The organism is Tardiphaga sp. GW822-FHT04G09, from assembly GCF_058800725.1.
Genome location: NZ_JBXAMO010000003.1, coordinates 333014 through 354284 on the forward strand (window position 1 = coordinate 333014; position 21271 = coordinate 354284).

18 protein-coding genes and 1 riboswitch are annotated in these 21271 nt (G+C 63.4%); of the genes, 10 read left to right on the forward strand and 8 right to left on the reverse strand.

Annotated elements, in window-relative coordinates; translation table 11 throughout:
- The 3 genes from cobN (at nt 1) to AC1RLZ_RS08290 (ending at nt 5896) form a co-directional block, all read left to right on the forward strand.
- Nucleotides 1-3723, forward strand: coding sequence for a cobaltochelatase subunit CobN (cobN, locus tag AC1RLZ_RS08280; protein ID WP_493188256.1), 3723 nt, complete (start codon nt 1-3; stop codon nt 3721-3723).
- A complete protein-coding gene (gene cobO / locus AC1RLZ_RS08285) occupies nt 3720-4346 on the forward strand; it encodes a cob(I)yrinic acid a,c-diamide adenosyltransferase (protein ID WP_493188257.1) in 627 nt (208 codons plus the stop codon). The genes cobN and cobO overlap by 4 nt, the downstream gene beginning before the upstream one ends.
- A gap of 62 nt (nt 4347-4408) precedes the next feature.
- Entirely contained in the window at nt 4409-5896 is a 1488-nt protein-coding gene (locus tag AC1RLZ_RS08290; RefSeq protein ID WP_493188258.1) for a cobyric acid synthase, read from the forward strand.
- Here the strand turns inward: AC1RLZ_RS08290 and cbiB are convergent.
- Nucleotides 5869-6837, reverse strand: a complete 969-nt coding sequence (gene cbiB / locus AC1RLZ_RS08295) for an adenosylcobinamide-phosphate synthase CbiB (RefSeq protein ID WP_493188259.1) — start codon at nt 6835-6837, stop codon at nt 5869-5871. The genes AC1RLZ_RS08290 and cbiB overlap by 28 nt on opposite strands.
- Nucleotides 6837-7658, reverse strand: coding sequence for an ABC transporter substrate-binding protein (locus tag AC1RLZ_RS08300; RefSeq protein ID WP_493188260.1), 822 nt, complete (start codon nt 7656-7658; stop codon nt 6837-6839). The genes cbiB and AC1RLZ_RS08300 overlap by 1 nt, the downstream gene beginning before the upstream one ends.
- 51 nt (nt 7659-7709) lie before the next feature.
- Between AC1RLZ_RS08300 and cobD the strand changes: the two genes are divergently transcribed.
- Entirely contained in the window at nt 7710-8696 is a 987-nt protein-coding gene (cobD, locus tag AC1RLZ_RS08305; RefSeq protein ID WP_493188261.1) for a threonine-phosphate decarboxylase CobD, read from the forward strand.
- Nucleotides 8697-8708: 12 nt separating this feature from the next.
- Here the strand turns inward: cobD and AC1RLZ_RS08310 are convergent, their stop codons facing one another.
- The 5 genes from AC1RLZ_RS08310 to AC1RLZ_RS08330 form a co-directional block, all read right to left on the reverse strand.
- The gene (locus AC1RLZ_RS08310) at nt 8709-9491 is read right to left on the reverse strand and encodes an ABC transporter ATP-binding protein (RefSeq protein WP_493188262.1); all 783 of its coding nucleotides are present in this window, start codon (nt 9489-9491) and stop codon (nt 8709-8711) included.
- Nucleotides 9488-10513 carry a FecCD family ABC transporter permease gene (locus tag AC1RLZ_RS08315; RefSeq protein WP_493188263.1) on the reverse strand — a complete coding sequence of 342 codons (1026 nt, stop codon included), beginning with the start codon at nt 10511-10513 and terminating at the stop codon, nt 9488-9490. Before AC1RLZ_RS08315 ends, AC1RLZ_RS08310 begins: the two co-directional genes overlap by 4 nt.
- The gene (locus tag AC1RLZ_RS08320) at nt 10507-12462 is read right to left on the reverse strand and encodes a TonB-dependent receptor plug domain-containing protein (RefSeq protein WP_493188264.1); all 1956 of its coding nucleotides are present in this window, start codon (nt 12460-12462) and stop codon (nt 10507-10509) included. The genes AC1RLZ_RS08315 and AC1RLZ_RS08320 overlap by 7 nt, the downstream gene beginning before the upstream one ends.
- A gap of 32 nt (nt 12463-12494) precedes the next feature.
- Nucleotides 12495-12698: riboswitch (cobalamin riboswitch) on the reverse strand.
- Between the two features lie 46 nt (nt 12699-12744).
- Complete coding sequence (locus AC1RLZ_RS08325; protein ID WP_493188265.1) at nt 12745-13533, reverse strand: alpha/beta fold hydrolase; 789 nt, start codon at nt 13531-13533, stop codon at nt 12745-12747.
- A gap of 3 nt (nt 13534-13536) precedes the next feature.
- Entirely contained in the window at nt 13537-14832 is a 1296-nt protein-coding gene (locus AC1RLZ_RS08330; protein ID WP_493188266.1) for an O-acetylhomoserine aminocarboxypropyltransferase, read from the reverse strand.
- Between the two features lie 135 nt (nt 14833-14967).
- Here AC1RLZ_RS08330 and AC1RLZ_RS08335 point away from each other — a divergent pair, with 135 nt between their 5' ends.
- The 6 genes from AC1RLZ_RS08335 (at nt 14968) to AC1RLZ_RS08360 (ending at nt 19642) form a co-directional block, all read left to right on the forward strand.
- On the forward strand, nt 14968-15210 hold the full coding sequence (locus AC1RLZ_RS08335; protein ID WP_493188267.1) for a hypothetical protein: 243 nt from the start codon (nt 14968-14970) through the stop codon (nt 15208-15210).
- A gap of 124 nt (nt 15211-15334) precedes the next feature.
- Nucleotides 15335-15598, forward strand: coding sequence for a hypothetical protein (locus AC1RLZ_RS08340; RefSeq protein WP_493188268.1), 264 nt, complete (start codon nt 15335-15337; stop codon nt 15596-15598).
- A 946-nt stretch (nt 15599-16544) separates the two neighbouring features.
- Complete coding sequence (locus tag AC1RLZ_RS08345; protein ID WP_068735441.1) at nt 16545-16958, forward strand: DUF3830 family protein; 414 nt, start codon at nt 16545-16547, stop codon at nt 16956-16958.
- Nucleotides 16958-17893: an allantoinase PuuE gene (gene puuE, locus AC1RLZ_RS08350; RefSeq protein WP_493188269.1), complete on the forward strand. Its 936-nt coding sequence runs from the start codon at nt 16958-16960 to the stop codon at nt 17891-17893. The genes AC1RLZ_RS08345 and puuE overlap by 1 nt, the downstream gene beginning before the upstream one ends.
- Nucleotides 17894-17917: 24 nt before the next feature.
- Nucleotides 17918-18805, forward strand: a complete 888-nt coding sequence (gene uraD / locus AC1RLZ_RS08355; protein ID WP_493188270.1) for a 2-oxo-4-hydroxy-4-carboxy-5-ureidoimidazoline decarboxylase — start codon at nt 17918-17920, stop codon at nt 18803-18805.
- A 63-nt stretch (nt 18806-18868) separates the two neighbouring features.
- Nucleotides 18869-19642 carry a substrate-binding domain-containing protein gene (locus AC1RLZ_RS08360; protein ID WP_493188271.1) on the forward strand — a complete coding sequence of 258 codons (774 nt, stop codon included), beginning with the start codon at nt 18869-18871 and terminating at the stop codon, nt 19640-19642.
- Nucleotides 19643-19783: 141 nt separating this feature from the next.
- On the opposite strand, the gene AC1RLZ_RS08365 is transcribed toward AC1RLZ_RS08360, so the two are convergent.
- The gene (locus tag AC1RLZ_RS08365; RefSeq protein WP_493188272.1) at nt 19784-21178 is read right to left on the reverse strand and encodes a nucleobase:cation symporter-2 family protein; all 1395 of its coding nucleotides are present in this window, start codon (nt 21176-21178) and stop codon (nt 19784-19786) included.
- Between the last annotated feature and the right edge of the window lie 93 nt (nt 21179-21271).

The following is a 21271-nucleotide window of genomic DNA, read 5'->3' on the forward strand; positions in this document are numbered from 1 at the left end:
ATGCATCTGAAGCTCGATACCTCCGGCAGCATTGACGACGGCGACGTCGCCCGCGATCTCGGGCAGGACACTGCCGATATCGTCGTGCTGTCGGCGGCTGACAGCGACCTGGCGGCATTCAATGCGGCGCATGCGACGCTGCCGGGCGATTTCCCCAGCGTGCGGTTCACCAACATGCTGGCGCTCGGCCATCCTGCGTCGGTCGATCTCTATGTCGAGCGCACGCTGGCCAAGGCGAAGATCGTCGTGCTGCGCATGCTCGGCGGCATCAGCTATTGGCCGCATGGCGTCGAAAGCCTGCGCAGCGACGCGCTGAGCCGCGGCGCCAAATTCGCCTGTTTGCCGGGCGAGATGGACTGGAATGCCGAGTTGGCCGCGCGTGGCACGATCAGCAGCGATGACACCCACGCGCTGTGGCGCTATTGCAGCGAGGGTGGTGTCGATAACGCGCAGCTGGCCTTGCGCTATGCCGCGCATTTGATCGGCTATGGTGAGGAGCCACCTGCGGCACGGCCGATGCCCTCAGCCGGATTCTGGCCGGGTGAACCGACACCGGATGATCGGCCCAACGCCATCGTGATCTTCTATCGCGCGCTGGTCGCTGGTGGGGATACCGTCGCGATCGATGCGTTGCGTCTGTCTTTGAGCGCACGCGGTCTCAATGCCGTCTGCCTCTATGTAACCAGCCTGAAAGACGAGCGCTCCGCCGCTTTCCTGCGTGCCGCGCTCGGAGCCTATCCGCCGGATATCATCATCAACGCGACGGCCTTCGCCACAGCGACCGCGCATGACGATGCCGGCGTGTTGTCGGCATCAGGCTGTCCGATCCTGCAGGTCGCACAGGCCGGCATCTCGCGCGCCAGCTGGGAAGCCTCGACCCGGGGTCTCACGCCGCGCGATCTGGCGATGCATGTAGTGCTGCCTGAAGTCGATGGCCGTATCTTCGCCAATGCCATCGCCTTCAAGGAACGCGGCGCCAGCGATGGTGGCTTCGCGCCGACTACATTGCAGCCGGTGCAGAATCGCATCGATGCGACCGCTGATCTGGCGCGCGCCTGGGTCCGCCTGCGCCGAACCTCCGCGAGCGAGCGCCGTGTCGCGCTGATCCTCGCGAACTATCCCAATCGTGACGGTCGTCTCGCCAATGGCGTCGGCCTCGATACGCCGCAGAGCCTCATCGATGTGATCGCAGCCATGGGCAACGCCGGATACGTCACTGGCGATGCGCCCGGCACGACAGCCGCGATGATGCAGCTATTGCAGCAGGGGCCGACCAATGCGCTTGCCGGTCGCGCGGAGCGAGACGGTGGCATGACATGGTCGCTGGCCGATTATCACGCGGCCTTTGCAACGCTTCCAACGAACGTGCGGACCGCCATCGAAGCACGCTGGGGGAGCGCCGAGCACGATCCGCATGTCGTCGATGGCGCCTTCCGCCTCGGCCTGCATCATTTCGGCAATATCACTGTCGGCGTGCAGCCGGCGCGCGGTTACAATATCGATCCTAAGAGCACCTATCACGATCCGGATCTGGTGCCGCCGCATCACTATCTCGCATTCTATCTCTGGCTGCGCCACGACTTCGACCTCCATGCCGTGGTGCATCTCGGCAAGCACGGCAATCTCGAATGGCTGCCGGGTAAGAGCGCCGGACTGTCGGCGGATTGCCTGCCCGATGCCGTGCTCGGTCCGCTGCCACATCTCTATCCATTCATCGTCAACGATCCCGGCGAGGGCATTCAGGCCAAACGCCGTGCCTCCGCCGTGATCATCGATCACCTGACGCCGCCGATGACGCGGGCTGAGCTGCACGACGATCTGGCGCGGCTGGAGAATCTGGTCGACGAATATGCCATGGCGACCGATCTCGATCCCAAGCGCGCCGCTGTGATCGCCGAGGACATCCTGTCGCTCGCCCGCGCGCAGCAGATCGATGCCGACGTCAATGTCACCCGTGACACACCGACGGGTGAGGCATTGCGCGCGCTCGATGCGCATCTCTGCGATCTCAAGGAGATGCAGATCCGTGACGGGCTGCACATCTTCGGGCGCGTGCCTGAGGATGCGCAGCGCAATGATCTCCTGGTGTCCATCGCGCGCCTGCCGCGTTCGGAGATCAAGCCGCAGGATGCGTCGCTGCATCGTGCTTTGGCTGTCGATCTCGGTCTTGGCGCGTTCGATCCGCTCACCCGCGAGATGGCCGATGATTATCTCGGTCCGCGCCCTGATGTTCTTGCCGATGTTGACGAAGCGATGTGGCGCACCACTGGTGACACCGTCGAACGGATCGAAGGACTGGCGCTGCAACTCGTCTCCGGCAAACTGCCTTGCGATCCCGCCTGGACGCGCTCCGCCGCGGTGCTTGACTGGATCAATGCGAAATTGCGGCCGGCGATTGATGCTAGCGGCGATGCGGAGATGGCTGCGTTTCTCAGCGGTCTCGATGGCCAGTTCATTCGCCCAGGCCCCTCCGGCGCGCCGACCCGCGGGCGTCCTGATGTGCTACCGACCGGACGTAATTTCTTTGCGGTCGATGTCCGCGCGGTGCCGACGCCGTCCGCTTGGCGCATCGGACAGCTCGCAGCCGAACGACTGGTCGAAAGTTATTGGCAGGAAGCCGGCGAATGGCCGCGCGCGATCGCGCTGTCGGCCTGGGGCACTGCGAATATGCGCACCGGCGGTGATGATGTCGCGCAGGCGCTGGCGCTGATTGGCGCACGGCCGCTCTGGGAGGAAACCTCGGGCCGCGTCACCGGCTTTGCGATCACGCCGCTGTCCGAACTGAAGCGCCCGCGCGTCGATGTGACCTTTCGTGTCTCCGGCCTGTTCCGCGATGCGTTCCCGACCCAGATGGACATCATCGGCTCGGCTGTGAGTGCCGTGGCTGAACTCGACGAACCAGACGAGGCCAATCCAATTGCCGCGAATGTCCGCGCGCGGGCTCGCACGCTCGAAGCCGGCGGCATGACCTGCGAGATTGCGCGCCGGCAGGCGACGCGCCGTGTGTTCGGTTCCAAGCCCGGCGCTTACGGCGCGGGCTTGCAGGCGCTGATGGACGAGGGTTGCTGGAATAATCGCGCCGATATTTCCGAGGTCTATCTTGATTGGGGCGGCTATGCCTATGGCAGCGGAACCGACGGCGAGGATGCGCGCGGTGAATTCGCCGAACGGCTGAGGGGCATCGATCTCGTCGCGCAGGCGCAGGATAACCGCGAGCACGACATTCTGGATTCCGACGACTATTACCAGTTTATCGGGGGTCTCGCAGCGACCGTGCAGACGCTGCGCGGTTCACCCCCACGCATCGCACATATCGACACGTCGCGGCCCGAAGCGCCGATTGCCCGGCCGCTGGCACATGAGATTTCGCGTGTGGTGCGCGGCCGCGGCGCCAATCCGAAATGGATCGCCGGCGTGATGCGTCATGGCTACAAAGGCGCATTCGAGATCGCGGCGACGGTGGACTATCTGTTCGGTTTCGCGGCATCGACCGATGCCGTCGCCAATCATCATTTCGATCAGCTGTTTGCGTCCTATCTGGAAGACGACGAGGTTCGCGGCTTCATGACGTCCGCCAATCCGGCGGCGTTGCGCGAGACGGCGGCACGCTTTGCCGAAGCCATTCGTCGGGGCTTGTGGACGCCGCGTTCCAACCGCGCCGCCGATCTGATCGCCGAACTTCTGCCGCAGGCACACACAGAGATCGCAAAGGAAATCGCATGACCGAAGCTGTCCACGACGATGAAGAAAATGCCCGCCACAAGATCAAGGCCGCCAAGCATAAGGCGGCGAAGGACAAGATCATGGCGACCAAGGTCGGCGAGAAAGGCCTGTTGATCGTCCATACCGGCACCGGCAAGGGCAAGACATCTGCAGCGCTGGGCATGGTGTTCCGCCATATCGGTCATGGTTATCCCGTCGGCATCGTCCAGTTCACCAAGTCGCCGGAATGGGACACGGGCGAAGCGCGTCTGCTGAAGACCTTTCCCGATCTGGTCACGCTGCACATCATGGGCGAGGGCTTCACCTGGATTACCCAGGACCGTGAGCGTGACATCGCCGCGGCGACCGCGGGCTGGGAGCGCGCCAAGGAGATGATCCGCGATGATCGTCATCGGCTGGTGCTGCTCGACGAGCTGAACATCGTGCTGCGTTACGACTATCTCGATCTCAATGAAGTCCTGACCTTCCTGCGCGACGAGAAGCCCGCCGACAAGCACGTGGTCATCACTGGCCGCAACGCCAAGCCCGAGCTGATCGAGATGGCCGATCTGGTTACCGAGATGACACTGATCAAGCATCCGTTCCGCGCCGGCATCAAGGGCCAGAAGGGCATCGAATTCTAGAGCATGATCCCGAAAAGTGGGCAGCGGTTCTCGGAAAAGATCATGCTCATGAAAGAAAACATATGAACCTCACCACGCCAGCGCTGATGATCCAGGCCACCGGCTCCAATGCCGGAAAATCGACGATCGTCGCTGGGCTGGCGCGGGCGCTGGTGCGGCGTGGCTTGAAGGTGGCACCGTTCAAGCCGCAAAACATGTCGAACAATGCGGCCGTCGCCGTCGATGGCGGCGAGATCGGCCGCGCGCAGGCGGTGCAGGCGCGGGCTGCGAAGCTTTCTCCGTCCGTACACATGAACCCGGTGCTGCTGAAGCCCGAGACCGACACCGGCGCGCAGGTGATCGTGCAGGGCAAGCGCCGGGGCACGCTGCGCGCGAGGAACTATCTGGAGAAGAAGGCGGCGCTGTTGCCGGCGGTGCTGGAGAGTTTCTCGCTGCTCGCCGATCAGGCCGACATCGTTCTCGTCGAAGGCGCCGGCAGCCCGGCGGAAATCAATCTGCGCGCCGGGGACATCGCCAATATGGGCTTTGCCGCAGCCGCCAATATTCCCGTTGTGATCGCCGGCGATATCGATCGTGGCGGCGTCATTGCGAGCCTCGCCGGCACGCATCTGGTGCTTGAACCCGAGGAACGCGCGCGCATCCGCGGCTTCATCGTCAACAAGTTTCGCGGCGATCCCGGCCTGTTCGACAATGGCCTCACGGCGATCACGCGGCTGACGGGGTGGCCATCCATCGGTGTGTTGCCCTGGCTGCCGCAGGCGGCGTTCCTGCCCGCCGAGGATGCTGTCGATCTCGATCGCACCCATGACTCTTCATCGACGCGCATCATCGCGGTGCCGGTGCTGGCGCGGATTGCCAATTTCGACGATCTCGATCCGCTGGGCATGGAGCCCGGCGTGAAGCTGGTCTTCGTGCGGCCGGGCGAGGCCATTCCCGGTAATGCCGACGTCGTCATCCTGCCGGGCAGCAAATCGACCATCGGCGATCTCGCTTTCCTGCGTGCGCAGGGTTGGGACATCGATATCAAGGCGCATATCCGTCGCGGGGGGCATGTGCTCGGTTTGTGCGGAGGCTATCAGATGCTCGGGCGAACGATCGCCGATCCCGATGGGGTCGACGGATCGCCGGGCACGGTCGACGGGCTCGGGCTCCTTGATATCGAAACGCTCATGAGCGCCGACAAGTCCACCACGCTGATCACTGGTACGCATTGCGCGACGGGGGCGGCGATCGAAGGTTACGAGATCCATCTCGGCCGCAGCGAAGGGGACGACTGCGCGCGGCCGCTGGTGATGATCGATGGACGCCCCGATGGTGCTGCGTCGGTCGATGGACGCGTGCAGGGCACTTATGTCCATGGCCTGTTCACCGGCGATGCCTTCCGCAAGGCATGGCTGGCCAATCTCGGCATTGCCTCGTCTCTGGCCTATGATGCGCAGATCGAAGTCGCGCTCGATGCGCTGGCCGATCATTGCGAAAAACATCTCGATATCGATCGACTGATCGAGATTGCCCGCAGCCGTCAGAGCAGCAGCGCCAGCGCCGCATAGATCGCCGCCTGCAGGACGCAGGCTGCGCCGAACACGCGAAGCGCCCGGCTGATGTCGTCAGGCGCGGCGGTTCGGCCTTCCGCATTGAGATAGGGATCGTTGACCGCGCCCTCGGCATAGACGCGCGGTCCAGCGATCGCGATTCCGAGCGCTCCGGCCATGGCGCTTTCCGGCCAGCCGGCATTGGGCGAGCGATGCTTTCCGGCGTCGCGCATCATGATCTTCAATGACGAGATGATCGATCCGCCTGCGACCGGCGCAGCGAGTGCGACCAATATTCCCGAAAGCCGTGCCGGGATCAGGTTGACGAGATCGTCGAGCCGCGCTGCGGCCCAGCCGAAATCCTGATAGCGCGCGCTGCGATGACCGATCATGGAGTCGGCCGTGTTGATGGCTTTATAGGCGATCAGGCCGGGCAGTCCCAGCAAAGCCAGCCAGAATACCGGCGCGACGATGCCGTCGGAGAAATTCTCGGCGGTGGATTCGATGGCCGCGCGTGCGACGCCGGCTTCGTCAAGCCGCTCCGGATCGCGGCCCACGATCATCGCGACGGCCTGCCGCGCCGCCAGCAAGCCGCCGTCGGTGAAGGCGAGATGCACGCGGGCGACATGCTGATACAGGCTGCGCTGGGCGATCAGCAATGAGGCGATCAAGGCCTCGATCGCGAAGCCGATCCAGTTGTCGTTGAGGAGATCGGCGAGCAGGCCGCCGGCGAATATTGCGCAACTCACCAGCACGATGACCGTGACGACGCCTGCCAGTCGGCGCTGCCGCCCCGACCAGCTTTCGCGATTGAGCCGGCGTTCAAGCCAGCCGATGCCGTTGCCGATCCACACGACCGGATGCGGTAATCGCCGCCATAGCCAGTCGGGATCGCCGATCAACCCATCGAGCAGCAGCGCCGCGACCACCAGCACAAGCGCGTCGCCATGCGCGAGCATCAGGGGGCCACGCGGTTGATTTCGGTGGTCAACCGGTCGAGGGCTTCCACCATGGTCGGACCGCCGCAGGCCGTAAGCCGCTCGGGGAGCACCAGTCGCTTCGACGCCGGGTAGAATTTCTCCAGCGCGGGATGCAGCAGGAAGGCGCGGCCTTCGTCTTCGGCGAAATCAGTATTGTCGGTGACCAGCAAGAGATCGGGTCTCAGTGTGACGATCGCTTCCAGCGAGGCAAAGCCGCCAGCCTTAAAGCCGAGTTCGCCGCCGGCATTGCGCAGGCCCACGGCCGAGAGCAGCGAGGTGGTCAGATTTTCGCCGCCGGACACCCAGCCGCGGCGCGACACGGCCAGCACGCGCAGCGGCTTGCGCCGTGCGGCGGCATGGGCCTGCGCGATGGCACTATCGAGTTTCGCGATTTCGACTTCGGCCCGCTCCGGATGCCTGACCAGTGCGCCCATCTGGCGGAGCTGTTTCTTGACGTCGTCGAGCGAGCGGGCGGGATCGAATTCGGCGACCTTCAGTCCCTTGTCCTTCAGCAGTTCGCGGGTTGCGCGCTTGGTGAATCGGCCGGCGACAACGACATCCGGCTTCAGCGCCAGCACGTCCTCGGCCTCACCGGACAGCAGCCGGAACGCCTTCGCTTTGTCCTTGTCCCAGGAGCGGAACGGATCGCGCGCATAGGGGCTGAGGCCCAGGACCTGCGCGGGATCGGCAAGGGTGACGAGCAGTTGATCGGTGCACAGATTGATCGATGCGATGCGCGGCTGCTCGGCGGCGCGGGCCTGGAGCGAAGTGCCTGCGAGCAGCGCGAGTGTCGTGGCCACGAGCGGCCAAAGCCTCTCGCGCTTCGCCCGATATGATGGCATGACACAGGCATGAAACATGGTGGCGATCTCACGCAGGCGATAGCCGAATTCGGCGGCGCGCCGGAACAATGGCTCGATCTCTCGACCGGGATCAACCCATGGCCGTGGCCCATTCCCGCCAATCTGCCGAGCCATCTTTGGGAACGTCTGCCGTCGCATGCGGATGAACGGGCTTTGCTGTCCGCTGCGCGTAATGCCTATCATGTGCCTGATGGCGTCGATGCCGTTGCCGCTGCCGGTACGCAGGCCCTGATCCAGTGGCTGCCGCATCTCGCTGCGCCCGGCGCCGTTGCCATCGTCGGCCCGACCTATAATGAACATGTCGCGGCATGGCGTGCTGGCGGACATGAGGTCGGCGTGATCGGCAGCCTCAACGCGCTGCCGGATCACGCCAAGCATGTGGTCATCGTCAATCCCAACAACCCCGATGGGCGGATCGCGACGCGCGACGAACTCGCCGATGTTGCTGCAATCCTGCGACGACGCGGTGGCTGGCTTGTGATTGACGAGGCTTTCGCTGATGTCGACCCTGCGATCAGCGCTGTCGGCCTGTGTGCGACGTTGCCGGTGGTGATCCTGCGCTCCTTCGGAAAATTCTACGGTCTCGCGGGCCTGCGTCTCGGTTTCGCGCTCGCCGCGCCGCTGATCGCACAGCGTATCGCGACCGCCGTTGGTCCGTGGGCCTGTTCCGGTCCCGCACAGGTCATCGGCGCCGCTGCGTTGCGCGACGAGCGTTGGGCCACGCAAACCCGTGTCGGGCTGGTCGTACAGAGCATCAAGCTGGACAATGTGTTGACCGATGCCGGGTTCGAGATTGTCGGCGGCACACCGCTGTACAGGCTGGCGTGCCATGCCGACGCCTTGCAGCGGCACGCCGCCTTGGCGCGTCAGCAGATCTGGTGCCGTCGCTTCGACTGGAGCCAGGAGTTGCTGCGGTTCGGTCTGCCACCCGATACGGCTACTCTGAGCCGGCTTGCTGCTGCACTGGCGAAATAGCCGCCACATCGCTCAGACGCCCGCCCAGGGCAGGATGATCGTTTCGTTCCGGTGTTCGGCGCGATAGGCGCTGATACGGAACACATTGGCGATGATGTCATCGGAAAGCGCCTGTTGCGGCGAGCCCTGCGCTGCGAGGCGTCCGTTGGACATCACCAGCACCGTATCGGCAAAGCGTGCCGCGAGGCCGAGGTCGTGTGTGACCACGATCACCAGTACGCCGCTGTCGGCGACATCGCGCAGATTCTTCATGACGTCGATCTGGTAGCGCGGATCGAGCGACGCGGTCGGCTCATCCGCCAGCACGATTGGTGCCTCGACGGCGAGGACACGGGCCAATGCGACGCGGCTGCGTTCGCCGCCGGAGAGTTCGGTGACGCGGCGATCGGCAAAGGCGACGATGTCGGTGGCCCGCATCGCGCGCTCGACTGCAGCCTTGTCTGATGATGTCAGTCGCGCCGGATCGGTCGAACCATGCGGATAGCGGCCGAGGGCGACGACATCCTTCACGTCGAGGGGCCAATGCACGACATGGCCTTGCGGCAGATAGCCGAAGCGTTTTGCGCGCTCACGCAGTGGCAGGGACGCCAGCGCATCGCCCGCCACATGAATTGCGCCCGTCGAGAGTTGCAGGCCCGCCAGCGCGCGCAGCAGCGTCGTCTTGCCGGCGCCATTCGGGCCGACCAGAGCGACAAGATGTCGGGGACTCAACGAGAGCGCGACGTCGTGCAGCACGGGGCGGCCTGACAGTGTGACGCTCAGATTGCTCGCGGTCAGCAGCGCCTGATCGGTCATGCGACGCCTCCGCCCAGAGCGCGACGCTCGCGCATGATGAGATAGAGGAAAAACGGCACACCGATGATCGAGGTCAGCACGCCGACCTTGATGTCGCTGGTGGAAGGAATGAGGCGCACAGCGATATCTGCCGCGAGCAGCAGCACAGAGCCGGTCAGCGCGCTCGGGATCAACAGTCGTGCGGGATCGTGACCGATAATCGGACGCATCAGATGCGGTGCGATGAGGCCGATGAAACCGATCGTGCCAGTAACCGCGACCGCACCGCCAACGCCGAGCGCGACGCCGAGGATCACCAACAGCCGAAGGCGGCTGACATTGACGCCGAGGCTCTGTGCGGTCTCTTCGCCGAGGCTCAGTGCACGGAAGGCCGAGCGCTGGCTCATCAGGATGATGACGCCAGCTGCAATGAATGGAAGCGCCAGCGTGACATGACGGAAGCTGCGGTCTTCCAGCGAGCCGAGCAGCCAGAAAGCAATCTCAAGCGCCGCGAAGGGATTAGGCGACAGGTTCATCACCAGCGCCGTCGCGGCCCCTGCGAGACTGGAGATCGCAAGGCCCGCAAGGATCAGCAGCAACAGGCCCGCATTGCGGCCGGCGATGCCGAGCAGCATGAAGACCGAGAGGAATGCCATCGTAATGCCGGCAACAGGTAGCGCCCATGAGCGCACATCAGCCAAACCGAGCGAGATCATCAGCACGGCGCCGAAGGCCGCCGACTGCGGCGCGCCGAACAGCGACGGCGAGGCGAGGGGATTGCGCAGCAGGCCCTGCAGCGCGGCACCGGACAGGCCGAGGATCGCGCCGATGGCCAGCGCAAGGATCGCGCGGGGCAGGCGGATTTCGCGCACGATGATCTGCTGCACGTCGCTGCCGCCGCCGAACAATGCATCGAGCACCGTCAGCGGCGAAAGCTTCACCGGCCCTGTGCCAAGCGAGCCCAATGCCAGCAGTGTCACGAGACCGACCAGCGCGATGGTCGCGACCGTCCGGCGGCGTGCTGCTGGCGCTATGCTCACCATGTGGCGTTGAAGCCTGCGTAGGCCGCAGGTCCTGTGGTGCCGAAGTTCAGCACTTCCTGATAGTGCTCATTCAGGATGTTCTCGCCGCGGGCAAAGACCTTCCAGTTCGCATCGATCTTGTACTCGGTATAGAGGTCGACGCGGGTATAGGCATCGACCTGACCGACCTGATTAGCGCTGCTGAAGCGCTTCGACACCGTCGTGACGCGCGGCTCGATCATCCACTTGTCGGTGGGCGTGATCGTGAGTGCGAAGCGGGCGAGGTTCTTCGGCCGCCGCGCCAGCACTGTGTCGGTGCCGAGATCCTGGGCGTGCAGGTAGGTGTAGGCCACGTTGAATTTCATCCAGCCCGGAATGACATCGACATTGCCGCCGACTTCGAGACCACTGGTTTCAGCGCGCGCGACATTGACGTAATAGCCGAGCGGGCGGGAGGCGTCGGTGACGAAGTTGATCAGGTTGCTGTAATCAGTGGAGAAGCCCGTCACCGACAGCATGACGCGGCCGTTGAAGAGGCTCTGGTCGATGCCGGCGTCATAGCCGAAATTGGTTTCCGGTGTCAGGTTTCTGCTACCATAGCTCACGTCGTAAAGCTGGAACAGCGTCGGAGCTTTCGCGCCGGTGCCAGCGCTGGCGCGAAATCTGGTACCGGTCTCCACGATATTATATGCCGCGGTCGCACGCCACGTTTCGAAGCGGGCGACATCGACCACATCATCGACCCGGCCGCCGAGCGTGACGTTGAGCCGCTCGCCGATTGGCACCGACCATAGCGCGAAGACCGAATTGGTGTCCTGTCGCTTTGACAGGAGCGGCGTCAGCGGGCCAGCGATGGGCGAGATGTTCGTGCTGTAGGTCTGTGCAGTCTCGGTCTGCGTTTTGGCGCCGTAGACCAGGGAGCCGAATGCGCCGAGCTTCAGGGTTGCCTGATATTCGGCGCCGAGACTGTTGCCGACGTAGTCGGAGATCTTCGACGTGGTATTTTGTGGCAGCATGTTGGTCTTGTAGCTGACGTCGTCGAAGGAGCGTTCGGTATGGGTGTTCGACACCGTGACGTTATGGGTGAGAATGCCGCCGAACGAATCGATACCGACGCGGCCATACACGGTTTGCAGCAGACGCGTTGCCGCCGATGGCGTATCCGGAAACGCTCCTGTCGCGGCATCATAGGCTGAGCGCGTGAACGAATGGACGATGCCGGACTCCAGCCGAATGCCTTCGCCGGCATCGTAGCCGATGCGCGCCGAGCCACCGACGCGATCGAAACTGTCGTTTTCGAGATTCGGAAACTTCGCCTCAATGGCAGGGATACGATAACCGTAACGCGAGAAGCCGTTGCTGTGCTGGCCGCCGCCGGTGAAGGCATAGGACCACGGACCGTTGGAGCCGGTCAGCGACCCCTGGGTGACGACAGTGCCGTAGCTGCCGGCTTCCGTGCGCACATTGACCTGTGCAGGACCGGAGCCCTTCTTGGTGATGATGTTGACTACGCCGCCCATTGCGTCGGAGCCATAGAGTGCGCTCTGCGGTCCCTTCAGGACTTCAATGCGCTCGATGGCGGAGGGCGTGAACATGGCGAATTCGAAATCGCCTGATGCAGCCGTGGGATCGTTGACGCGAATGCCGTCGATCATCACCAGCGTCTGCCCAGTATTGCCGCCGCGCAGGCGCACATTCGCGGTGCCGCCGGGACCGCCGTTTTCGCTGATGTCGAGACCTGGCACGGTGCGCAGCGCATCGACCAGCGAACCGGGATTGCTGGTCGCGATGGTTTCGCCTGAGACGACGCCGATCGAACTGCCGGTGCGATTGAGTTGTTCGGGGGCTCTGTCCGCCGTCACCACGATTTCGGAGAGTTGCTCGGCACTGGACTGCGCATGCACAGCACTGTGAGAGCAAGACAGAACAATAACGGCTGCAGTGCCTGCAGCCAAATTCCGGATAGCCATTTAACCCCTTCCGTCGACCCACCGTCGAACGAGCGTGAAACTCGTTACCGGCCGGTCTCCTGGCTCGCGGTGGTCTCCCGGTCCGCCTTCCCGAGCTTGCGAGGCAAGCTCAGTGGCTTTGTGGACCCGGAATGGCCGCTTACAGTTGCGGGGGCAGCCGCGGCATAGGGGATAACTCCCCGCACCGCATTCCCGTTTCACCTCCTCGCGGAGGCACCGATAACGACAGACAGGAAGCACAGCACGCCGCGCGGTGCAACAGCCATCGCCGCGTGGCGGACTCTATTGCTCGTGCTGTAGCGCGGCGAGCACGTCGTCGGGGCGCTCGACCATCATCATGTGGCCGGTGCCGGGCAGAATCACCGTGCGGGCGTTTTTCAATGCGGCGGCCAGGGTCTTGCCGGCCTTGGCGGGAGTCATCATGTCACGCTCGCCGAGGATGAGCGTGACGGGGATATCGAGCTGGCCCGCAGCACTCAGGGCATTCTGGTATGTATTGCAGGCGTTGAGGTCTGCGAACAATACGCCGGGCTTCGTCGCCTCAAGCACGCGCTGCGCGCCGCTATGCATCCACAACCCCGGCGCGAGGCTTCCGCCGAGTTCGGCGCGAAAGCCGAGCCCCCAGATCGACACCATGTCGATGGCGGAATGCTGATTGGCTTCGGCGTCCTTCAACAGATCCGGGCCGACGGTCATCGTGCCCGCGGTGCCCATCAGATCGAGGCGTGTGATCTTGCCCGGATGCCGCGCCGCGGTCTCCAATGCAATCAGCGAGCCCATGGAATGGCCGATCAGCCGTGCCGTCTTTGCGGCGGACGCATCGATCAGTGCGGCAGTCCAGTCGGCGAGATCGCCGATGGTGGTGAGCGCTTCACCTTTCGAGCGGCCATGGCCTGGCAGATCGGGCGCGAGCACCGCGAAACCGTGATGCGCGAACCAGCGCGTATGCAGCGCCCAGGTCGAGTGATCGAAGCCGGCGCCGTGGATCATGACGACCACGGGCAGGGATGGATCGAACGTGCGGCCGCCATTGGCGACATAGGTCTCGTGACCGTTGACGGTGAGTTGCATCGCTCAGCCCTTCTGCGAGATGCGCAGCGCCTGCGCGAGATCGTCGATGATGTCATCGGCGGCTTCGATGCCGACGGAGAGGCGGATCAATTCCTCGCCGATGCCGGCGGCCTTGAGCTGCTCGGCGTCCATCTGCTGATGCGTGGTGCTTCCGGGATGAATGACCAGCGTCTTGGCGTCGCCGACATTGGCGAGATGGCTGGTCAGCTTCAGCGCCTCGATGAACTTGCGGCCGGCATTGCGGCCGCCCTTGATGCCGAAGGAAACGATAGAGCCGGCGCCGCGCGGCAGCAGGCGTTTCGCCAGCTGGTAGTCCGGATGATTCTCCAGCGACGGATGCAGCACCCAGTCGACCGCCTTGTTTGCCGTGAGGGCTGCCAGCACCGCATGTGTATTGGCCATATGGCGCTCCATGCGAATGCCGAGCGTCTCGACGCCTTGCAGCAGCTGGAACGCATTGGTCGGCGAGAGACACGCGCCAAAATCGCGCAGGCCTTCGGTGCGGGCACGCATGATGAAGGCGGCATTGCCGAACTGCTCGTCGAAGACGATGCCGTGATAGCCGGCATAGGGTTCGGTCAGAACGGGGAATTTGCCGGAGGCGTGCCAGTCGAAACGGCCGCCGTCGACGATGACGCCGCCGATGGCAATGCCGTGGCCGCCGATCCATTTGGTGGCGGAATTCATCACGATGTCGGCGCCAAGCTCGATCGGCCGCGACAGGAACGGCGTCGCGAAAGTATTGTCGATCAGCAGCGGAATTTTTGCGGCATGGGCGATGTCGGCGACGGCGGGAATATCCAGCACTTCGAGACCGGGATTGCCGATGGTCTCGCCGATCACCAGTTTTGTGTTCGGCTTGATCGCGGCCTTGAACGCAGCGAGATCGCGCGGTTTGACGAATGTCGTGGTAATGCCGAAGCGCGGCAGCGTATGTGCCAGAAGATTGATGGTGCCACCATAGAGCGAGGACGATGCCACAATGTGATCGCCGGCGCCGAGCAGCGTTGCGATCGCCAGATGCAGCGCCGCCATGCCTGATGCAGTGCACACCGCACCAACACCGTTTTCAAGCGCGGCGAGGCGCTCTTCCAGCACCGCCGTCGTCGGATTTGAGATGCGCGTATAGATGTGGCCGGCACGTTCGAGATTGAACAGTGCAGCGGCGTGGTCCGAATCCTGAAACACATAGGATGTGGTCTGGTAGATCGGCACGGCGCGTGCGCCAGTGATTGCGTCCGGATGCTGGCCGGCATGCAGACTCAGCGTTTCGAAAGCAGGCGGTTTGGGTGCTGGCATGGTGGTTTCATCCCTGGACGCGATTTGCGCCATCTATGGCACGAATCGGATGCGAGTGTGAGTCGGTGATATTTCAACGCACGGAACGAAATGCGTCGTGGCGACTTGTAAGACGTCAATCACGCGGAGATCGTCATGAAGAAATTGCTGCTTTGCACTGCGGTTGCGAGTCTCGCGTTTTCATCGGTTGCGGCCGAGGCGAAAGGCTGTATCAAAGGTGCGATCATTGGCGGAATCGCGGGCCACTATGCAGGACATGGCAAGGTCGGCGTCGTTGCGGGTTGCGTGATCGGACGCCACGAGGCCAACAAGGCCGATGCCGAGCGGGCGCAGAAGGCGCAGCATCCACAGCCGTCGAACGAGAACGGTCGCATCTAGATCGGCGTTGTTCTCAACGCTGGACGATGTCGCTAAAATTTGATGGACTAGACCGGTTCTGAGAACCTCACCCTCATCGGGCGGGGTTCTTTTCGTCTCTGTACGATACCGGACGAGAATGGGCGTGAACGTGGTGCTGCATCGGGATGTGTTTTGGCTCGGCAAACAATGGGCCGTTACCGGTTACGGGATTCAGGCCGTCAGTAAAAAACACAACATGAAGTTCGATATCGAGGTGTCGCAGATCTGGAACGAGGATCTGGATGCCTTGATGCGCGATGAGCCCTGGTTCGATGCGCAGGATTTTGCAGAGGCCGTCGATCGCGCCAGGCAGCGCGCGCAGGAAAGCCCGTTGACGTTCCGGCCGCCGTTGAGCGACGAGCGGTAGTTCATACGGCTGGGTCCAAATTTCAAACAGCCAGGCTTCCACGTTCTCGCGGCGCTTGCGCGTCCGAGTTTTGCGCATTCCTTCCCGCCCCCTTGCGAGAGGGCGTGCGGAACGCCGGGTGCCCGATGCACCCCTGGGCCTGATGCTGATGCGGTCTTCCGCAAGGTATGCATCAGGACTTTCGGAAAGCACGGGCGATTGCCCGACGTTCCGCCTGCGGTGTTTTGTCGACTTGCTGAATGCTTGCCCAAGCGACCGATCAAGGTCACCCTTGTTGGGCCCTGCGCGACAGGGCCGGGGGAGCACAAGCTCTTGGGCCGGACGCGTTTCGAATCTGGTCGTCCGTCGCGTGATCCGCGGGCTCGTTCCATCCGCAACCAGCCCGTCCCGCCTGTCCCAGTGGTATCCTGACCACAGACGATGCGGCCTGCCCGCAGACAGCCGTACCCCACATATCCCGTGACGCCGCATCTCCGGCGTCCACCGCATCCCGCCCCGCAATCGTGACGATCGCGATCGCCCCTCTCGATGGGGCAGGACGAAGCGGAAAATAATCAAGATGGGGATGTTGTCAATAGATATAGGAAAAAATGTTTGGGTGCTGTCTTGCCGCCCCACACGCGTCATGCCCCGGCACACCAATTGGTGTGCCGGGGCATCCCAGCATGTTCAGCGCAAAACACACCGGCATTCCGGGCTCATTCCGGTCCGCTGCGCGGCCCGGCCTGCCCCGGAATGACGAGTGTGGATCGGCGTTTCGGGTCAGTCCGGTCCGCTTCGCGGTCCGTCCTGCGCTCAGGCGCACCAATTGGCGTACCGGGAAATGACGAGCTATGCAGGAAGCCAGGCTACGGGCAATCCGCCAAAAACTGCGGCTTGCTTCTTTCGCCCCCTGCTGCAATCTGGATGGATCACTGTCAGTCCCCCAATTTACGAGACCCACCGGATGAGCCAGCTCAAAGTCCATGTCGGCGACTTCACCTTCGACGCGAAGTTCGAGGAGAAGGACGCCCCGAAGACCGTCGCCGCCTTCAAGAAGGCCATGCCGTTCGTCAGCCAGGCGATCCACGTGCGCTGGAGCGGCGAGGGCGTGTGGATGCCGCTCGGGGATCTCGATTTCGGCGTGCCCTATGAGAACCACACGAGCTTCCCGGCGCCGGGCCATATCATCCTCTATCCCGGCGGCATCAGTGAAACCGAAATCCTGCTCGCCTATAGCGGTGTGCATTTCGCCAGCAAGATGGGCCAGCTCGCCGGCAACCACTTCATCACGCTGACCTCGAACCTCGAAAACCTGAAAGAGATGGGCAAGACCGTGCTCTGGAAGGGTGCGCAACCCGTCCGTTTCGAGATGGTCTGATGGCCGGGAGCGACTATCCCCGCGATCTCCGCGGCTACGGCCGCACGCCGCCCGATCCGAAATGGCCGGACGGCGCCCGCGTGGCGGTGCAATTCGTGGTCAATTTCGAAGAGGGCGGCGAGAACAACATCCTGCATGGCGATCGCGCCTCCGAAGCGTTTCTCTCGGACGTGCTCGGCGCGCAGCCCTGGCCGGGCCAGCGTCACGCCAATATCGAATCCATGTTCGAATACGGTTCGCGCGCCGGCTTCTGGCGGCTGTGGCGGATGTTCACCGAGCGCAATATGCCGACCACGGTGTTCGGCGTTGCCACGGCGCTGCAGCGCAATCCCGAAATCGTCGCGGCGATGCAGGAAGCCAAATGGGATATCGCCAGCCATAGTCTGAAGTGGATCGAGCACAAGGACATGTCGGAGCCCGAGGAGCGCTTCGAGATCAGTGAGGCGATCCGCGTGCATACCGAGGCGACAGGTTCGCGCCCGACCGGCTGGTACACCGGTCGCAGTTCCATCAACACCAACCGCCTGCTGATGGAAGCCGGTGGCTTCAAATATCTGTGCGATAGCTATGCCGACGATCTGCCCTACTGGATCAAGGGACCCAGCGAACCGCAGCTCATCATTCCCTATACGCTCGACGCCAATGACATGCGTTTCGTCAATCCGCAGGGCTTTGGCGGCGGCGACGAGTTCTTCACCTACCTGAAGGATTCGTTCGATGTGTTGTATGCGGAAGGCGCGACCTCGCCGAAGATGATGACGGTGGGTCTGCATTGCCGCGTCGTCGGCCGCCCCGGCCGTGCGGCCTCGCTGATGCGATTCCTCGATTACATCGCGAGCCACAAGCGCGTCTGGGTGCCGACGCGTCTGCAGATTGCCGAGCACTGGCACGCCAATCTGAAACATCTCGCCGCCGACGCCCGTGCCATCGGGTAGATCAGGATTGGGATAACGCTGGTCATGACAGAGAAGACGCTCGACGAACTCAACAGCTGCAGCAAAGCGGACTTCGTCGCAGCGCTGGCGAATATTTTCGAATACTCGCCATGGATCGCGGAGAAGGCCGCGGACAGCCGGCCCTTCGCGGGCGTCAAGCAATTGTTCGCCGCGATGCGCAAGGTGGTGGAAGAAGCAGCGTCAGGCCAGCGGCTGGCGCTGATCAAGGCGCATCCGGATCTCGCTGATAAAACGCAACGGGGCGATCTTCTGACGGCGGAGTCCAATGCCGAGCAGAACAGCGTCGGGCTCGACCGGCTGTCGGAGGCCGAATATGCGGCTTTCGATCGCGTCAACAATGCCTATCGCACGAAGTTCGGCTTCCCTTACATCGTCTGTGTTCGTCGTCATACCAAGGATTCCATCCTCGCGGATTTCGAGAAGCGGTTGCCGAACGATCCGGCCGCTGAGGTCGCGGCATCGGTTGCCGAAATCTGCAAGATCGCGGCGCTGCGTACTGATCTTTTGGTCGACGGGCCGGATCGCCTGCAGGTGCATGGCCGGCTCTCGACCCATGTGCTGGATACCCATAGCGGCCGGCCTGCAGCCGGGATTTCGGTCGAGCTTGTCGAATTGTCGAAACTCGGCGCCAGCCGCGTGATTGCGCGCACGCTGACCAATCACGACGGCCGCACCGATGTGCCGCTGATCGGCGGACGCCCGGTGCCGATCGGGCGCTATGAACTGAGTTTCAAGGTCGGCAGTTATTTTGCCGAACGGGGCGTGCCGATGTCCGATCCGCCGTTCCTCGACGAGATCCCGTTGCGCTTCTCGGTCTATGAGCCAGAGGGCCATCTCCACGTGCCGCTGCTGGTGACGCCGTGGAGCTATGGGACATATCGGGGGAGCTGAGATTTCCTTCCCCTCGCTTGCGGGGAGAGGATAAGAAAAAAGACGTCAAGCGGGAGAGACACCATGCGCCACATCATTCGTTTGCTGCTCGTGCTCGGCTGCGCCGTCGCCTCGACGCCCAGCGCTTTCGCCTCGGAGGTCCATGTCATGATCTCCGGCGGGTTCACGGCGGCCTACAAGGAGCTGGTTCCGCAATTCGAGAAGGCAACGGGCAACACGGTCGTCACGGCCTATGGGCCGTCGATGGGCGAGACGCCGCAGGCGATTCCCATGCGGCTGTCGCGCGGCGAGCCGGCCGATGTGCTGATCATGGTGGGCTATGCGCTCGGCGATCTCATCAGCAAGGGCAAGGTGGTCGCCGACAGCCGCGTCGATCTCGCGGACTCGCCAATCGGCGTGGCCGTGAAGGAGGGGGCTCCGAAGCCCGACCTGTCGTCGGCGGATACGCTGAAGGTCGCGCTGCTCAAGACCAGAACCGTGGCCTATTCGGACAGCGCCAGCGGCGTCTATGTCAGCAAGGAGATGTTCGAGAAACTCGGCATTGCCGACGCCATGAAGGACAAGGCGCGCAAGATCCCGGCCACGCCGGTGGGCGAGATCGTCGCCAGGGGCGAGGCGGAGATCGGCTTTCAGCAGATCAGCGAATTGAAGCCGGTCAAGGGCATCGAGATCGTCGGTCCGCTGCCGGCGGAGCTGCAGAAAATCACCGTGTTCTCGGCGGGGCTTGCGAGCAACGCACCGCAGCCGGATGCCGGAAAGGCGCTGATTGCGTTTCTGTCCTCGAAACAGGCCGCGCCGGTGATCACGGCGAGCGGGCTCGAGCCGAAGGTGAAGTAGACGCTCTTACTCCGTCCCTCATGGTGAGGAGCGTGCCTCTTGGCGCGCGTCTCGAACCATGAGTTGGTGGCCATCCTTCGAGACGCCGCGCAAGATGCGCGGCTCCTCAGGATGAGGGCGGAGTGTTTGGCGCTGATCTTTTCAATGCGTCGCCGCCGCGGCAACACCAGCCGCTTCCGCCTTTGCGGTCTCGGCACTGCTGACCCCATTGAAGAACGCATTCAGGATCACCGCGACCAGCGCGCAGAGCAGGATGCCTGACTCCAGCAGCGGGTGCAGGTCATGCGGCAGCGCCTTGAAGAAGTTCGGCGCCACCAGCGGGATCAGGCCGAAGCCGACGGAAATCGCGACCACGAACAGGTTGTGCTGGTTGGTCTTGAAATCCACCGCGGTGAGGATGCGGGCGCCGGTCGCGGCGACCATGCCAAACATCACGAGGCCGGCGCCGCCGAGCACCACCTGCGGTACGGCCTCCACCAGCGCGGCCATCTTCGGCAGCAGGCCGAGCACCAGCATGATGCCGCCACCGGCGATGGTCACCCAGCGCGAGCGCACGCCGGTGACGCCGACCAGACCGACATTCTGCGAGAACGAGGTGTATGGGAAGGTGTTGAAGATGCCGCCAAGAAGCGTGCCGACGCCGTCGGCGCGCAGGCCCTTGGTCAGTGCGTCCCTGTCGACGGTCTTGCCGGTTATCTCGCCGAGCGCCAGGAACATCCCGAGCGACTCGATCATGACCACGATCATCACGATGCACATGGTGACGATGGGGACGAGATGGAATTGCGGCATGCCGAAATGGAACGGCAGTACGATATCGGCCCAGCCCGCGGTGCCGACCTTGTCGAAATGCATCACGCCGAGCAGGCTGGCGAGGACTGCGCCGGCGATGATGCCGAGCAGCACCGAAACATTGGCCAGAAAGCCGGTGCCCCATTTGATCAAGGCGAGGATGACGCAGAGCACGAACAGCGCGATGCCCAGGCCCTGCAACTGGCCGTAGCCGGGATTGGCATAGGTGTGCGGAACGCCGTCGATGACCCTGGTGAGCACGGGTAGGCCGCCACCAGCCCAGTTGATACCAACGCGCATCAGCGAGATGCCGATGACCATGATGATGGTGCCGGTGACCACAGGCGGAAACAGCGGCAGCAGCCGGCTGATGAAAGGCGCGACAATGATGCCGAAGATTCCGGCAGCGATGACCGAGCCATAGATGCCGAGCAGGCCGATCTCGGGGGCGGCGGCCATCGACAGCATCGGGCCGACCGAGGCAAAGGTGACGCCCATCATCACCGGCAGGCGGATGCCGACGCCGGGAAAGCCGATACACTGGACCAAGGTGGCAAGACCGCAGGCAAACAGATCGGCGGAGATCAGGAAGGCGACGTCCTGCGGCGGCAGCTTCAGGGCGCGGCCGATGATGAGCGGCACCGCCACCGCGCCCGCATACATCACCAGCACATGCTGCAGGCCCAGCGCGAGGAGGCGCGGGGCCGGCAGGATCTCGTCGACGGGATGGACGCTCACTGTCATTGATCTAGCCCCTTGCTTAGGTGATGAAATATCGTGGCATTATGATCGTCAGATACAAGCCTTGTGCCAGACGCCGCTGAAGCCATTTCGCCA